This is a genomic window from Hymenobacter nivis (genome assembly GCF_003149515.1).
GTDB lineage: Bacteria > Bacteroidota > Bacteroidia > Cytophagales > Hymenobacteraceae > Hymenobacter > Hymenobacter nivis.
In genome coordinates this window covers 2785012-2800399 of sequence record NZ_CP029145.1, presented here as the reverse complement: position 1 = coordinate 2800399, position 15388 = coordinate 2785012, and the positions used below count along the sequence as shown (strand labels likewise).

General features: G+C 65.9%; 16 protein-coding genes and 1 riboswitch. Of the genes, 11 read left to right on the top strand and 5 right to left on the bottom strand.

All coding sequences use genetic code 11. The features are described 5' to 3' along the window. Positions 1 to 10: 10 nt before the first annotated feature. Positions 11 to 1303: a TSUP family transporter gene (locus tag DDQ68_RS12400; protein ID WP_162550065.1), complete on the bottom strand. Its 1293-nt coding sequence runs from the start codon at positions 1301 to 1303 to the stop codon at positions 11 to 13. A gap of 198 nt (positions 1304 to 1501) precedes the next feature. Between DDQ68_RS12400 and DDQ68_RS12395 the strand changes: the two genes are divergently transcribed. From DDQ68_RS12395 to DDQ68_RS12360, 8 genes are all read left to right on the top strand, one after another. Continuing rightward, positions 1502 to 1990, top strand: coding sequence for a helix-turn-helix domain-containing protein (locus DDQ68_RS12395; RefSeq protein WP_109656588.1), 489 nt, complete (start codon positions 1502 to 1504; stop codon positions 1988 to 1990). A gap of 5 nt (positions 1991 to 1995) precedes the next feature. Then, entirely contained in the window at positions 1996 to 2532 is a 537-nt protein-coding gene (locus DDQ68_RS12390; protein ID WP_211320142.1) for a transposase, read from the top strand. 736 nt (positions 2533 to 3268) lie between these two features. Further along, positions 3269 to 3371: riboswitch (SAM riboswitch) on the bottom strand. Between the two features lie 174 nt (positions 3372 to 3545). Next, entirely contained in the window at positions 3546 to 4121 is a 576-nt protein-coding gene (locus DDQ68_RS12385; RefSeq protein ID WP_109656587.1) for an RNA polymerase sigma factor, read from the top strand. A gap of 109 nt (positions 4122 to 4230) precedes the next feature. Continuing rightward, the gene (locus tag DDQ68_RS12380) at positions 4231 to 4974 is read left to right on the top strand and encodes a hypothetical protein (protein WP_109656586.1); all 744 of its coding nucleotides are present in this window, start codon (positions 4231 to 4233) and stop codon (positions 4972 to 4974) included. After that, on the top strand, positions 4974 to 6215 hold the full coding sequence (locus DDQ68_RS12375) for a hypothetical protein (protein ID WP_109656585.1): 1242 nt from the start codon (positions 4974 to 4976) through the stop codon (positions 6213 to 6215). The genes DDQ68_RS12380 and DDQ68_RS12375 overlap by 1 nt, the downstream gene beginning before the upstream one ends. 100 nt (positions 6216 to 6315) lie before the next feature. Then, on the top strand, positions 6316 to 7299 hold the full coding sequence (locus tag DDQ68_RS12370; RefSeq protein ID WP_109656584.1) for a Gfo/Idh/MocA family protein: 984 nt from the start codon (positions 6316 to 6318) through the stop codon (positions 7297 to 7299). 58 nt (positions 7300 to 7357) lie between these two features. Next, positions 7358 to 7870, top strand: a complete 513-nt coding sequence (locus DDQ68_RS12365; RefSeq protein WP_342767398.1) for a PPC domain-containing DNA-binding protein — start codon at positions 7358 to 7360, stop codon at positions 7868 to 7870. 138 nt (positions 7871 to 8008) lie between these two features. After that, positions 8009 to 8518, top strand: a complete 510-nt coding sequence (locus DDQ68_RS12360; protein ID WP_109656583.1) for a PaaI family thioesterase — start codon at positions 8009 to 8011, stop codon at positions 8516 to 8518. A gap of 110 nt (positions 8519 to 8628) precedes the next feature. On the opposite strand, the gene DDQ68_RS23490 is transcribed toward DDQ68_RS12360, so the two are convergent. Then, positions 8629 to 9231: an IS630 family transposase gene (locus DDQ68_RS23490; protein WP_109656582.1), complete on the bottom strand. Its 603-nt coding sequence runs from the start codon at positions 9229 to 9231 to the stop codon at positions 8629 to 8631. Between the two features lie 45 nt (positions 9232 to 9276). Then, the gene (locus tag DDQ68_RS23485) at positions 9277 to 9633 is read right to left on the bottom strand and encodes a helix-turn-helix domain-containing protein (RefSeq protein WP_211320141.1); all 357 of its coding nucleotides are present in this window, start codon (positions 9631 to 9633) and stop codon (positions 9277 to 9279) included. A gap of 411 nt (positions 9634 to 10044) precedes the next feature. Between DDQ68_RS23485 and DDQ68_RS12345 the strand changes: the two genes are divergently transcribed. Together DDQ68_RS12345 and DDQ68_RS12340 are read left to right on the top strand one after the other, a co-directional pair. Next, complete coding sequence (locus DDQ68_RS12345; protein WP_162550064.1) at positions 10045 to 10653, top strand: helix-turn-helix domain-containing protein; 609 nt, start codon at positions 10045 to 10047, stop codon at positions 10651 to 10653. Between the two features lie 87 nt (positions 10654 to 10740). Beyond that, entirely contained in the window at positions 10741 to 11163 is a 423-nt protein-coding gene (locus DDQ68_RS12340; protein ID WP_109656580.1) for a hypothetical protein, read from the top strand. A 571-nt stretch (positions 11164 to 11734) separates the two neighbouring features. On the opposite strand, the gene DDQ68_RS12335 is transcribed toward DDQ68_RS12340, so the two are convergent. Both DDQ68_RS12335 and DDQ68_RS12330 read right to left on the bottom strand, forming a co-directional pair. After that, positions 11735 to 13276: a DNA integrity scanning protein DisA nucleotide-binding domain protein gene (locus DDQ68_RS12335; protein ID WP_109656579.1), complete on the bottom strand. Its 1542-nt coding sequence runs from the start codon at positions 13274 to 13276 to the stop codon at positions 11735 to 11737. Positions 13277 to 13357: 81 nt separating this feature from the next. Then, complete coding sequence (locus tag DDQ68_RS12330; protein ID WP_162550063.1) at positions 13358 to 14179, bottom strand: energy transducer TonB; 822 nt, start codon at positions 14177 to 14179, stop codon at positions 13358 to 13360. 203 nt (positions 14180 to 14382) lie between these two features. Here DDQ68_RS12330 and DDQ68_RS12325 point away from each other — a divergent pair, with 203 nt between their 5' ends. Further along, positions 14383 to 15339, top strand: coding sequence for a bestrophin family protein (locus DDQ68_RS12325; protein ID WP_109656577.1), 957 nt, complete (start codon positions 14383 to 14385; stop codon positions 15337 to 15339). The last annotated feature ends 49 nt before the right edge of the window (positions 15340 to 15388 follow it).

Here is a 15388-nt window from a genome sequence, read left to right as displayed (position 1 = left end):
TGCCCGCTGACTAATTAAATAGGGCCCCCAGGTAGTGCCAAACCGCGGCCACGTCCACTTTATGCAATGCCCAGAGGCTCCAAACCACCACCATCAGTCCCACGCCGATGAACATCCAGCGGGTGGGCAGGCGGCCGGCCAGGCGGGCGGCGATGGGCGCCGCCGCCACGCCGCCCACGATGAGGCCCGCCACAATTTGCCAGTGCGAGAGGCCCCGCATGGCGAAAAACGTGAGGGCGCTGGCGAAGGTCACGAAGAACTCGACCAGGCTGACGGTGCCGATGACATAGTTGGGCGTGCGGCCGTTGGCGATGAGCGTGCTCGTGACCAGGGGCCCCCAGCCGCCGCCGCCAAACGAATCGAGGAAGCCGCCGGCGCCGGCCAGCCAGCCGGCGTTTTTCACCTTGCGGCGCTGCTGGGCCTGCCGGCGCACGGCTTTGCTGATGATGCGCACGCCCAGCGCGAGCAGGTACAGCGCTAGTACGGGCTTAACGATGTTGGCGTACTCATCGCCGAACCTGGCCAGCAGCAGGGCCCCGCCGATGGAGCCGGCGATGCCCGGCAGCAGCAGCACCTTGAACAGGAGCTTGTTGACGTTGCCGAAGCGGTAGTGGTTGTAGCCCGAGGCGCCGCTGGCAAACATCTCGGCCGTGTGGATGCTGGCGCTGACCGACACCGGGCTTAGCCCCAGCGACATCAGGCTGATGGCCGATACCACGCCGTAGCCCATGCCCAGCACCCCGTCGACTAGCTGGGCGATAAACCCCACCGCGACGAACGTGTAGAACGTGCCCGACGAGCGGGCCACGCCCCACACCTGCTGCCAGGTGAAGTAATACGACAAGATGTTGAGGACCAAAAAGATGGCGAAGGCCCCCAGCGAGGCCGTGGCCACGCGCCGCCAGTAGTCGATGGCCGCGGCCTCCTCGGCGGGGCCGAAGGCGGCCACGGCGTGCAGCCGCCGGGCCGACGAGGCGGCCCGCACGCGGCCGTGCAGCGCGGCGTCGGTGGCGGCCACCAGCACCAGGTCGTGGCCCACTAGGTCGTCGGGCTCGAAGGCGCGGCGGCGCAGGATGACCTGCTCGTGCTGCGCCGCCAGCGCGTAGAGGGCCGGCAGCAGGTGCGGGGCCACCACCGTGACGGCCGCGTGCGGGTGCTCTTGTAGCACGGCCGTGAGCTGCGCCAGGGCTTCGTCGCCGCCGCCCACTAGCAGCACCCGCCGCTGCTCCAGGTCAAGGAACACGGGCAGCGAGGGCCCCGTCGGCCCCCCCCCGGCGGGGCCCTTGGCAGGCGGCGCAGACATAAGCAGGTCAGTGGCCATAATCTCAGGTAAAATACAACTTTAACCGGGAAGTTCGGCCTGGGGCTGGGGGCGCCGCGCGGGGCGGAGGGGCGGGCCGCAGCGCGGCCAGGGCAGGACCCGGGGCCTGGGTGGTGGCCCCAATCGGCCGTAAAAGTAGGTCGGATGAAATAGTTTGCATTATCGGCGTATCTTTGGGTTATGAGTCGCGTTAACACTCCCCTGTTGGATGAGGCCGCACGGGCAGCCCTGGAATCGTTGTACAAACAGCATCCGAATCATACCCTGCGGCAGCGCTGCCAACTGGTGCTGCTCAAAGCCACGGGCCGCACTTCGCACGACGTTGGTCAAGTGGTCGGCCTCTGTCATGTCAGCGTCAACAGCTGGCTCAAACGCTACCGCAAAGAAGGGATTAACGGGCTGGAAACTAAGCCCGGACGCGGCCGTAAATCCCTGCTCACGGTCGCCGCTGACCAAGCCAGCGTGCGGGCCGCCGTGGCCACCAATCGCCAGCGCATTGCCTTGGCCAAGGCCGAGTGGGAAAGCCAGCGGGTGGCGGGGGAACCGGCCGTGGGACGCGATGCCTTCCGCGCTTTTTTAAAAGCCTTGGTGGCCAATACAAGCGCATCCGGCGGCGCCCGGCTAAGGAGCCCGACCCGCTCCACTACGCCGAAACGGTCGAACGCTTAGCGTAATTGGAGACCTTGGCCGAGGCCGGCGAGTTGACCCTGTTCTACGGCGATGAATCGCACGTCTGCCAGCAAGGCTACGTGCCCTACGGCTGGCAATTTCCGGGCGAAGACGTGTTTATCCCCGCTCAAAAAGGTGTTCGCCTCAACTGCTGGGGCCTCTTCAGCCGCGATAACCAGTGCCATTGGGCCACCACCTGCCAGAACATTGCCGCCGCTTTTGTGGCCGAAAAATTAGACGCTCTTTCACTGCGAATCGCTGGTCCAACGGTTATTGTGCTAGACAATGCCAGCATCCACAAGGCGCATCTTATCCAGCAACGGCGGGCGGTCTGGGCGCAACGGGACCTGCGTCTGTTTTTTCTGCCGCCCTATTCGCCCCACCTCAACCTGGCCGAAACCCTATGGCGGCATTTAAAGGGCGGTTGGCTCCAACCCCAGGACTACGCCCAGGCCGATGACTTGGCCTACGCCACCAATCGCTGCCTCGCAAATTTCGGGAAGCAACTCGTTATTACGTTCAGCCCATTTAATGCAAACTAATTCATCCGACCTACTAATAAGGACTTAGAGCAGTTTCTAATTCAGTGTACAGGGCGGGCTACCGGCTTTTTACCGACTGTCCGCTCGCCTTTCGCACTGGTAGTTCTACCGACAAGCGGACAGCCGGCGAAAAGCCGGCAGCCCGCACCCAATAAGCTGTACACTGACTTGGAAACCGCTCTAGAGTCGTTGTGTAAGTAGGGAATCTTGTGAGCTTCCCCCGAGCGCAAGAGCGGTACACTAATTGAAAAACCGATCTTAGAAGCTGCTGGCTGACTTGATTTTTTGGCTCCTGGAACGGGGGTAGCGACGCATCCTGGCGCCTTCGGCTTGAACGACCTGCCCGAGCATCGTTTAAGCCGGAGGCGCCAGGATGCGTCGCTATACCGGGCTGATGTTAACCCAAGCAGCCTCTTGGGCGCGGAAGTCCAGCCCTTCTGCCGCGGCTTTTACTACGCCGGCGCGCACTACGAAGTCGCCGAAGCCCTCGCCGGGACCCCGGCCAGCGGCGTAGGCGGCCAGTGGCGGCGTTAGCTCGCGCAGGCAGGAGGATGCCGTTTTCGTCCGGCATTTCGCGGTGGGGCTTGTTGAGGCACTTGCCGGCGTGGCTGGCGCTGGGATACAGGGTATAGCGGCCAGGGACCGGCCCGCCAGCCCAACTTCGCCCGGGTGGGGGCGGGCGCAGCCGTTGGGGCAGCCCGTCATGTAGCGCGCAGCCAAACATGACGGGCTGCTTTTTTTCTAATTCAGGAGCGCAAGTCTCAGGACTTGGCACCGTTCCACGTAGTGGGGTTGCCGGCGGTTCATCGAGCCTGTCTCTTTGCACCTCTGTATAAAAAAAGCGTTGCTGCGCCAAAGACAGTGCAACGATGCGAGAAAACTGTTCTGGGCGTTGCGGCCCGGCGAAATTTCGGGGCCCTCTTGTTCAGCCAAGCGCCTGGTTCGGAGTGCAACCCCGAACCCATCGTGCAGTCTTTGGGTTGCTAACGCGTTCCGCTCCTTCATCGCCCCGCATGGAAGCCCTTTCCTACTCTGCCTACGTCGACATCAACGCCTCGCTGGTGGAGCGCTGCCGCCTGCACGACCACCAGGCCCAGGCCGAGCTGTACCGGCGCTACGCCAAGGCCATGTTCAACGCGGCCCTGCGCATCACCGGCGACTACGCTGAGGCCGAGGACGTGTTGCAAGAGTCGTTCCTGAGCGCCTTCCGCGAGCTAAGCAGCTACAAGGGTGATTCCTCGTTTGGGGCTTGGCTGAAGCGGATTGTGGTGAACAAGAGCATCAACTGCCTGCGCCAGCGCCGCTTGGCGCTGGTGCCGCTGGGCGAGCAGCACCACGACGCGCCTCTCGAAACCCACTACTCGGCCGACGACGAGGCCGAAACCCACTACCGCGCCGACGTGCTGCGCCGCTGCATCCAGGAGCTGCCCGACGGCTACCGGGTGGTACTAACGCTTTACCTCTTAGAGGGGTACGACCACCTGGAGGTGGCCGGTATCCTCGGCATTTCCGAATCCACTTCCAAGTCGCAGTACAGCCGGGCCCGCGCCAAGCTGCGCGAGCTGGCCGCCCAGCAGGGCCTCCACTGAATCTTTTTGGCCCCCCCGGGCCGTACCTCCGTTGCCCAACTCTCTGTTTTATAGATGCCGCACTGGCGGCTGCCCCACCCAACGCCAGCCGCCTGTTCTTACTACTATTATGCAATCCGATAAGCCCGATTCATTAGCCATCTTCGTCGAGCGGCACCGCGCCGATTTCGACGTGCACGAGCCGCGCCCTGAGCTGTGGGCGGCCCTGGAGAAGGAACTCGCGGGCCCCGCTGCGGTGCCCGCCGCCGCCGTGTCGCTGCCCGGGCCTTCCGTGCCCATGCCCCGGGCCGTAGCACCCGCCGGCCGGGCCCCGTGGCTGCACCGCTACGGCGTAGCCGCCGCGCTGGCTCTGCTGGTGGTGGCCGCCGGTGCCAGCGAAGCCTGGAAATCGGGCCACCGCCAGCCGGGCCCCGAGCCGGGCATAGCCGCCGAAACCAGCGCGGCCCCCATCGGGCCCCTATACCTGGGCGACCCGCAGGCCCTGGCCACGACCGAGCGCAACGACCTCACCGACAGTCGATTGATTACAGCCGTGAGCGGCATGGAAAGCTACTACGTGGCTCAGCTCAACGAGCGCAAGGCCGAACTGCGCCAGCTGGCCGACTCGGCCGCCGGCAGCCCCACGGCCGAGTGGCGGCACGATTTGGCAGCCCTCGATTCGAGCTACCGCACCCTGAAGCTGGAACTGCCCCACCACCCGCAGCCCGACGTGGTGCTGACGGCCATGAATCGCAACCTGCAAATCCGCCTCGACCTGCTCGACCGCCAGCTGCAAACCCGCGCCATGACCGAAGCCCGCCCCGCCGCCACCGGCCTGGTGCTGGCCGATAGCCGCTCTTACCGCCGGCCGTAGTGCAGCGCGGGGCCCTCCGTTGGAAAATACGGCGCCTGGGAGCGCTGGTGCTGGCCGCCGGGCTGCTGGGCCTTGGTGCGCCCGCGCAGGCCCGCCGCGCGCCCGGGGCCCCGTGGGCCCTGGCCGCAGCCGGCGCCGGGCAAACCGGCCAGCAGGGCCCCGGGGCCCCCGCCGCTGCCGCCGACCAAACGGAGGCCGAAGCCGACCTCGACGCGGCCACCCCGCCCGTGGAGCAGCGCCGCCGCCTGAGCCGCCGCTACCGGGTGCCGGCCGGCGGGCGCCCTTTCGCCCTGGAGGCCCGCTACGGCCGGGTGCAGATCAACACCTGGGCCAAGGCCGAAATTAAGGTCGAAGCCGAGCTGGTGGCCCGCTCCGAAACGGAGGCCGGGGCCCGGGAAGTGCTGGGGGCCCTGGGCGTGCAGTGGCTCGACTACGACGCCCGCACGGGCGGCGTGCTGGTGGCCTCGCAGTTTGGGCCCATGCTGCGCGGCCGCAGCGGGTGCAGCGGCCGGCGCTACGAAATCAACTACACTGTATGGCTACCCGCGGCCACGGCCCTGCGTGTGGCCAACGGCTTCGGGGCCGTGGCCGTAACCGGCGACCTCACCGGGCCCACCGACTTGGCCGTGGACTACGGCGACCTGCGCACGGCCCGCCTGCTGGGGCCCCGCAACGCGGTGCGCATCGCCAACGGCAACTGTGCCATCCCGTTTGCGGGCCGCGCCAGCATTGATGCCAGCTACGCCCGCCTGCGCCTCGACGCCGGCCAGGCCGTGGACCTGCACACCAACTACGCCGATGTGGAAATGGGCACCGTGGACAACTTGGTGGTGCACAGCAAGTACGGCGACCTGGCCCTGGGCACGGTGGGCTCGCTGCGGGGCTCGTCGGGCTTTTCGCGCTTCAGCGTGGAGAAAATTGGCGAAGAGCTGGATATGGCCCTGCGCTACTGCCCCGATTTTGAGGTGCGCGATACGGGCCCCAATTTCCGCCAGATTACCCTCGACGGGGGCTTCAGCACCATCCGCCTGGGCTTTGCCGAAACGCCCGCCTTCCGCTTCGACGTGCGCACCGAACAGGGCCAGCTCCTCGTGGATCCCGCCCTGGTGCGGGTGCTCTCGGAGGCCCACGGGGCGCAGTCGAGCGACGTGCTCGGCGTGTTCGGGCGGTCTGTGCCGCGGCGCGGCGCGGGCAACGTCAGCATCCGGGTGCGCAACGGCACGGTGCGCTTCAGCCGCTAGGGCCCCGGGCGGCGGCTGTTGCCAGCGGGGGCGCTTGGCGGAACTGCTCAAAAGCATGCCCCGCCTTACCTTCGGCTGCTCATCCACCCAGCTTTTTCTCATGCGCACTTTCAACTGGGCCATCCTGGGCCCGGGCCGCATTGCCCGCAAATTTGCCGCCGACCTGGCCCACGTGCCCGGCGCCAAGCTGCACGCCGTAGCTTCGCGCAGCCTAGCTAAAGCCGAGGCCTTTGCCGCCGAGTTTGGGGCCTCCCACGCCGTGGGCAGCTACGAGGAACTGCTGGCAGTGCCCGGCATTGATGCTGTGTACGTGGCCACGCCGCACTCCGAGCACCACGCCCACACCCTGCTGTGCCTGCGGGGTGGCCTGCCCGTGCTCTGCGAAAAAGCCTTTGCCCAGAACGCCGGCCAAGCCCAGGAAATGGTGCGCGTGGCGCAGGAACAGGGCGTTTTCCTGATGGAAGCGTTCTGGACGCGCTTCTTCCCTGCCATCGCCCAGGCGCTGGAATTGGTGCAATCGGGCGTCATCGGCGAGGTGAAGCACTTGGTGGCCGACTTCGGCTTCGCGGCTCCCTTTGAGCCCGAAGGCCGGCTGTTCAACCCCGCGCTGGCCGGCGGCTCCCTGCTGGACATTGGCGTGTACCCGCTCTTTATTAGCCAGCTTTTCCTGGGGGCCCCGGCGGCCGTGCGGGCCGTTTCGACGCCCACCGGCACCGGCGTGGACGCGAACTGCGCCATGGCCTTGGCCTACGCCAGCGGGGCCACGGCCACCCTGTTTTCCACTATCGCCGCCACCACCGACAACCGCTGTGTGCTGTACGGCACCAAGGGCCAGCTGCAATTGCTGGGGCGCTTCCACGCGCCCACCGGCGTGCGGGTGCAGCTGCTGGGCGAGGCCGAAGCGCAGGAGTTTCCCGCGCCCACCGCGGGCGGCGGCTACCAACACGAGGCGGCGCACGTGCAGCAGTGCCTGGCCCAGGGCCTGCGCGAAAGCCCGCTGCTGCCGCTGGCCTTCAGCCTGGCGCTGATGGAATTGCTGGACGCGGTGCGGCGCGAAATCGGGCTGCGCTACCCGGGCGAGTAAGCCGCCGGGGCCCCGGGCCGTGGCCGGCAATGCCCGCGGCATGCCGTTACTTTACCAGGTGTCCCGCTTCCTCCTTCCGCTGCTCGGGCTGCTGGCCGGCCCCGCGCTGGCGCAGTCCGTGCCGTGCCACCCATCTGCTGCTGCCGTGCCCGCCGCCCCGTCTTCTTCGCTGAAAACCTACGCCCTGCGCCTGCGCCCCGGCGACGACCTGCGCCAGGGCCTCCTGGCCTTCGTGCAGGCCCAGCACCTGCGGGCGGGGGCCCTGCTCACGTGCGTGGGCAGCCTCACGGTGGCCACGCTGCGGCTGGCCAACCAGGAGGGCCCCACCGAGTACCGCGGCCACTTCGAAATCGTGTCGCTCGTGGGCACGCTCTCCACCAACGGCTCGCACTTGCACCTGGCAGTGGCCGACAGCACAGGCCGCACTTTCGGCGGCCACCTGCTCGACGGCTGCCGCGTGTACACCACCGCCGAAATCGTGCTGGCCGAGCTGCCGGACCTGGAGTTCCGGCGCGAAACCGACCCCACTTTCGGCTACCAGGAGCTGACGGTGCACCCGAAGAAAAAGTGAATAATGTGGAGGATATGAGAAATGTGGAGATTTGGGAGTGAGGCGGTTGTGCTTGTGATTTTCGTTTTCATTCTCCACACCTCTGCATTTCTCACATCTCCACATCTCCCACATTTCTATATCATCTTCACATTCCCCATGCCCGAACCCACCGTTTCTACCGATACCCCGCAAGCCGCCGCTTTCCGCCGCCAGGTGCTCAGCCCGGCCAAGCTGCGGCTGTTCATGCTGCGCAAATTGCCGATGGCCTGGCTGGCCGGCTTGCGCCTGCGCGAGTTGACGCCGGAAGCCGCCACGGTTACCATTCGGTACAAGTACCTTACCCAAAACCCGTTTCGCAGCATCTACTTCGCCTGCCTGGCCATGGCGGCCGAGCTGGCCAGCGGCCTTCAGGCCATGATGCACGTGCAAGCCGGGGCCCCCGCGTCGATGCTGGTGACGAGCCTGACGGCCGACTTCACCAAGAAAGCCACGGGCCTGGTGGCCTTCACCTGCCCCGATGGGGCCGCCATTGCCCGGGCCGTGGCCGAGAGCCGCGCTACCGGCGAGGGCCGCACCGTGGTGTGCACCAGCACCGGCGTGGACGAGGCCGGCGCCGTGGTGGCGGTGTTCCGCGTGACGTGGTCGTTCCGGGCAAAAGCTACTTAGTGTAGGGTAATTTGAGTTTGAAACAAAATTACCCTATACTAATTGTAGGATAATTTTGTTTCAAACTCAAATTACCCTACAATTAGTAACGCACTAGTGGCCGAAAAATACTATTGGGTCGGGTACAATTCAGCTAGTTTAATACGGGCATCGGCTGTTTTGAATTGCCAGTTGCGCGGCTTGGGGCGCGCATTCTGCCGGTCTTGCCACTGTTGCACTACGTGGTGCACCTGCTCGCCCGTAGTGAAGGGCTGGTTAAGGACCTGCCGGCTGAGGGCAGAGAATTCTATTTCAGCCATGTTCAGCCACGAGCCATGGGCCGGGATGTAAATGATTTCCATCCGTCGCAGCCAGGCCAGGGCCACGGCGGGCGGAAAGTGGGCATAAAAGAAACTGAGCTTGTGGGTACTGGGGTTGTCCATGACCCAGCGCACCTTTTTGGCCTTGCAGTAGGTCGTGTCCATCTGCCGGGCTACGAACTGCACCCACATGGCCGCTTTGTGGTCGGCCCCCACGCGCAGGCAGCGCCAGCCCCGCAGCGGCTCGGTGGCCACAAACAACTCCACCACGCCCCGGCGCACGTACTCCGAATCGCGGTAGCGCTGGCCGGTAGAAGTGGTAAACTGTTCGTGGTCGAGTAGTTGCTTGGGCGACTCATCCAGGCAGACTACGGGATAGTCCGCGTCGTAGGGCTGCTCGTAGAGGTCAAGCACCTTGTTCCATCTGGCACACGAAGAACGCGCTCTGCTCGGCCGGAATTACCCACTGCTGCGGGCCATTAAAAGGCTTGCGTTCGTTTTTTCTAGCAGCCGTGCCACCATTGTGGTCGAGATGTGCGCGACCACGTCCAACTCCACCAGCCGGTCCGCCAGCATCTTCAACTGCCAGCGGGGCTGCTCACCGGGCGGGCTTTGACAGCGCAGGGCCGTGAGGTGGGCCTCCACCCGGCCGTCTATCTTTTTGTCGGAACGTGTTTTACGCAGCCTGGGCTCAAACAAGGCCAAGCCCTCTTTGCAGAACTGGCGGCGCACCCGTTCAATGGTTCTGGTGCAGATACCCAGCACGGCGGCTAGCTCGGAAACCGGGCGGCGGTCCACTTGCTCATCGCTATTCAACAGAATTTTAATCCGTTGCAGCTTCGGCGAATGGCTTTTGTGCTTTTTCTGCCACTCTTCCAAGGTCTAGCGTTCCTCAGCGGTTGGATTGAGACAATAAATGGTCACATGAGAAAGCGTTTAATATCCAAACCAATGCGACTTATTAATATTTTTCAACCACTAGAGCGCATGGCCCAATCCGAAATCCGGTGGCCGGCGACGTTGGCCGGCCACCCCGATTAGGAATTTACGGAACACTACATCGGCACTTTGCCATTCAGCACCCAGTCGTAGTAATTAGCCGCCCGCCCGGCGGCCTGGTAACAGTCCAACGGATAAGCAATTTGTAGGTAATATTACGTGAATAGCAAAAATGCCCTACAATATCTGTAGGATATTTTTACTATTCACGTAATGTTACCTACAAATATGGCGCTTCACTGCTTATCTTCCGATTCTGTAGTAGCCGATGTGCGCCGGCACTTCGGCCTGAGCCAGCAGGAGCTAGCCGGCTGGCTTGGCGTGAGCAATGCCCAAGCCGGCCACCTAGAAACCGGCCGGCGCGCCCTGGCCGGGGACGCCGCCGAAGCCCTGGCCCCGCTAGTGGCGCGGCTGCCGCTGCCTGGCGCGGTCCCGGTCACCGGAGCGTTGCGGCTAGCCTCGGCCGCGCTACCCGCGCTGGCCCTGGCCCCGCCCGATGCGGCCCCGCTCGCCGCCCGGCTCGACTACTGCCAGCACCACGCCCGCCGCCTGCGCCGGGCGTTGGTTCCGCTCGAAGCCCAGGCGGCCACGGCCGCCCGGTGGGCCGCCGCCTTGCCCGCGCTGCGGGCGGCCCTGCCGCCCGATCCTGGCCCCGCCGCCGCCCCCGACCCGGCCACCGCCTGGCCGGCGTGGCAGGCCTGGCACCGCCACCGCTGGCTCGACCAGCGCCCCCCGGCCCTGCCGCCCGACCTGAGCGCCCGCTACCACCTGCTGCGCCTGCAAGCCGAAGCCCTCGAAGCCGAAGCGGCGGCACTGGCGGCGCTGCTGCCGCGGTAGGCGCCGTTTGCGGCGTACGGGCAAAACGAAACCGGCGCCTATCTTTGGTTCACCATTTATTCATTTTCTACCCTTTTTATTTTAGTTATGACCTACGACGTCAACACCCTGAAAGACCGGGCCCAGTGCTTGGAAACCCAAGCCTCGCTGGAAGCCGAACTCGACGGCTACCAGAACCGCGACCAAAACCTGGCGTTTCAGGACCGGCGGAACGACCGCTCGGATGCTTCGGCTACTACGCGCCTGGCCGCCGCTACCGATAAAGTAAACTACCTGACCCAGCAGCTGGCCGGCCCCAACCTGGCCCCCGCCGACCGCCGCCGCTACGAGGACCAGCTCCTGACGGCTACCTACCAGCAGGCGCGCCTCACCAGCCGCACGGCCGACGCGGGCGGCGCGGCCGGCTTTCTGGCCGCCGTAGACGCCGACCAGATTGATGCCCAGGTGGCGGTGCTCAGCGGAGCCATTGCCGCCGTCAAGGCCCGGCACGACGCGCTGCCCGCCGCCTAACTTGTCCAACCTAGCCACCACGCAAAAAAGCCGCCCTGGTTACTGGGGCGGCTTTTTTTGAATAGGAGGGCCGGGCGGCTTATGCGGCTGGCTGGCTTTCGAAGCAGCGTCACCAGCAGGTCGAGTTTGATGGGCAGTGCCTGCCGCGCGATTGGCGCGGCCAAGTCAGGCAGTATCCCACGGGACCAACGGCCGGCGGCTGGCCGGGGTCGGGCAGCTCAGGCGTTTGGCCGCCCCCGTTCTACCAGTTGCCGGGCTTCGCTCAAGGCTGCCATCGATTGGGCCAGCGCGTCGGGCCGTCTTTCCCAATCCCGGGCCAGGGGCGCGGCGCGATGCTCCGCCGCTTCGTTTTCGCGCCGCCATCTTTCCCGGGTCTGGCGCAGCCCCGCGTAAAACTGCTCCTGTTGGCATTCCGCTGCCGTGAGGCGAATGGGAAACCAGATTCGTTTTTTCGGCTTAAATATCGTCCGTCGATTAAAATGCGGCAGCCCGGGGCCCAGGTAAAAACTAGGGTACGGAATAATTAGCCGAAGCTTACCGCAAAATTTTAAAAGTGCCGGCCGACCAGCGCCTACCGCTCCCCGGCGTCGCGCTTCGAGGTGAGCACGTTCACCAAGCCATCCTCGCTCACAACCACGGCTAAGCAGGGGTAGCGCGAGCTTTCAACGTAGCGCAGGGCCGAGTTGTAGCGGGCCCCGCGGCTGCCGTCGCCGCGGCCGCTGGCGGTGCCGTCCAGTATCACGCCGATGGAGTAGCAGTAGCCCTCGGGGTCAAGCAGTACGGCCCCGTCGATGGCCGTGATGAGGCGCGTGATGAGAGGCGTGAGCGGTACGGGCTCAATGAGGGTGCACTGGAGCTTGAGGCGGTCGGCCTCGGCCAGGGCCTCAGTGGTGATGACGAGCAGCGTGCCGTGCTTCTGGCGGCTGGCCTCCAGCACCACGTCCCAGAGCTTGTCCACCTTGGGCGCGTCGGTGAGGCCGAAGGTGCGCTTGAGGTCGCGCCGGAAGTTGGTACGGCTCAGGCGCGTGCGCGGTAGGCCGGGCAGGCCGTAGTGGGCACGCAGCAGCAGGTGGGTGCCGTGCTGCAGCTCCCAGGCGTAGTGGGTGATGAAGTTGACGGCGAACAGGTCCTCGCGGGCCGTGTCGTAGTGGCCCACCTGGCGGCCCAGGGCGTACACGTTCTCGCCGTCGGCGAGCAGGTGCACGTCGGGGGTCGTCATCTCCAGCAGCTTGCGCACGGCCCGGTAATCGGTGAGCGGGGTGGGGCAGGTGAGGGCGAACACCTCCTCCAGGTTGGGGTGGTGGCGGCGGGCCAGCAGCAGCCGGCCCACGCCCTCGGCGCCCTCGTAGCGGAGGCTCGAAATGGTGTTGCAGGTCACGAACAGCTGGGCCACGGCGGGGTCGAGGCCCAGGGCCTGGGCCGGCGTATCGAGGAAAGAGCGGCCGGCGGCGCGCAGCAACTCCTCGGCTTCGCGGGGGCGGCTCATCACGCCCGCGCCGGGCTCGGGCTCGCTCAGGTTTTTCACGGCCTCCTCGTTGAAGCGGTATATCACGGCCATGGCCAGCGACGTGGACAGGGGCCGGCCGTCGGTGTAGAAGCGGTTGGGCAGCAGGCTGGGGTGGGCGCGCAAGGCCTTGCGCTGGAACCGCAGCACCGTGATGATGAAGCAGTCGTTGATGCGGATGGGCCAGCCCGCGAAGTGCGCGTAGGGCGTGTCGGCGTCCAGCGCGTTCAGCACCTCCTGCACGGCCCCGCGCAGGCCCCGCCCTTCCTGCCGCCGGTGCAGAATGGCGGGCGAGAGGTCGTCGCGGTCGGTGTAGGCCCATAAGCTAGCGTATTGCAGGTCCAGGCCCCGGGCCACCACCCCGGCGAAGGGCCCCGCGGGCAGGGCGTCGGCCCCGGTTTCCAGAAAGCGGGCGGCCGGGTCGGCGTTGGTGGGCAGGGCCAGCAGCTGCACCAGGGGATGCAATTCGTCGTCGAGCAGCCCAAACAGCTCGTCGGCCAGGGCCTGAGCCGTGCGCCGGAAGCGGGCCTGGTAGGGCCACACGGGCGCCTCGGCGGTGGGGGCGAGCGGGGCGTCGGGCAGCAAGGTGGCGATTTGGGCGGTAAGCATGGAGCAGAAAAGATAGGCGCGGCGCAAGCACAACAACTGGCGCCACCAAAAAGTATGACCCCAGTGGGCCGCCGGCCCATCCTACAGTTGGAACAAGACGGGCAGCACCAGCTTTTGCTTTAACGGCTTGCCCTGGTACGTGGCGGGCTCCCATTTTGGGGCCGTCCGGATCAGGCGCAGAGCTTCTTCGTCGAGGCCCGAGCCCATTTTTTTGAGGACGCGCACGTCCGTCAGGCTGCCGTCGGCCTGCACCATAAACTCGACCGGCACCTTGCCCTGGATTTTGCGCTGGCGGGCCAGCTTGGGGTACTGCTGGTTCTTCTCGATCCAGGCAAAAAACGCGTCGGTACCGCCCACCGGGGTGGCGGGCCGGTCGGGGGCCACCACGGCCGGCTGGTTGGGGTGGGTCGAGGCGGCGATGTCGGCCGCGTTGGGCGGCGTGGGGGCCCCGCCCTTGGCCGGCAGCTGCACGGTGGCGGCCGGGGGCGAGAGCACGAAGCTCACCGGCACCGTCACGCGCTGGCGCACCACCTGGCCGCCGTTTTTGGCCGGCGTCCAGCGCGGGCCGCTCCTGATGAGGCGCAGGGCCTCGGCGTCGAGCAGCGGGGCCACGGGCTTAGTTACTTCCACGTGGCTCACCACGCCGGTTTTTTCCACCACGAAGCTGACCGGCACGGTGCCCTGCTGGCCCTGCTGCATGGCCGGGGCCGGGTAGCGCTGGTGGTCGGCCAGGAACTGGGCGTAGCGCGCGGTGCCGCCCAGCGGCACGGCCGGCTGGGCCACTGAGTCGTACACCTGGGTGCGGTCGGGCGGGGGGACGGGGGCCCGTTTTTGGGCGTGGGCGGCGGGGCCGGCGGCCAGGCACAGGGCTACGGCTAGGGCGGGAAACAGGGGCGTATGCATGGAGGAAGGATGGGTGCCAAAGCCATTTGGCCGGCGCATCACCCCCCAAAATACGCTAATTTTGGGCGTCGCGCCGGCACTGCCCGGGTCGGCTGCCTTCAGATAATGCCCGCGCTGGCCGCGGCCGGAGGGCCTATTTAGGGCAGGGTTTGGCCGCGGGGCCCGGCGGCGGCGTATGCGGGGTTCTTCTCAACAGCTTATTCATGTACGTCCGTACCAATCTTCGCCCCATCGTCATCTGGCGCTTATCGCGCAATAGCCTAATTTTCTTCTTGGTCTACAATGGAATGATTTGCTTTTTGTACGGGCCCCTGAACATGCACGCGCTCGATATTCCGTGGCAGCCGGTGGCCACGCTGGGTACGGCGGTGGCGTTCTACATCGGCTTTAAAAACAACGGCTCCTACGACCGTTTCTGGGAAGGCCGGCAGCTGTGGGGTAGCATCGTGAACACCTCGCGGGTGTGGACGCTGCGGGTGTTCGACTTCGTGCAGTTTCCCGACGGCTACCCCGATGCGGACCGGGTGCAAGTGTTGCACCGCCGCCTGGTGTACCGCCAAATTGCCTGGTGCAACGCCCTGCGCCTGCACCTGCGCCGCCAAACCGCCGAGGGCTGGGACGCCGAGGTGGCCCCTTTCCTGCTCGACCCCGACGACTCGGCCGCTCGCTTCGCCGCCAACCCGCCCACCCACCTGCTGCGCCACCAGAGCAAGGAGTTGCTCGACCTTCACCGCGTGGGCCTGCTCAGCGAGTTCCGGCAGGTGGCCATGATGCAGACCGTGCAGGACTTTTTCAACTTCCAGGGCGGCTGCGAACGCATCAAGAACACGCCGTTTCCGCGGCAGTACGCCTACTTCAGCTTCGTGTTTGTGTGGCTGTTCGCGCTGCTGCTGCCGCTGGGCCTGGTGGAGGAGTTCGACAGCCGCCTGCCCCTGGGCCAGTACCACGTGTGGCTGATGGTGCCGTTCTCGGTGCTCGTGTCGTGGGTGTTCAACACCATTGAGCTGGTGGGCCACATCAGCGAAAACCCGTTCGACAACACCATGAACGACGTGCCGATGACCAGCATTTGCCGCAGTATCGAAATAGACCTGCGCGAGCTGCTCGGCGAAGCCACCCTGCCGCCCAAGGTGGAGCCCGTGGACGACGTGCTGTACTAACGGCCGCGCCGCCGGGGTGGGAGGTCGGTTAGCAGCTGCCCGCGCCGGG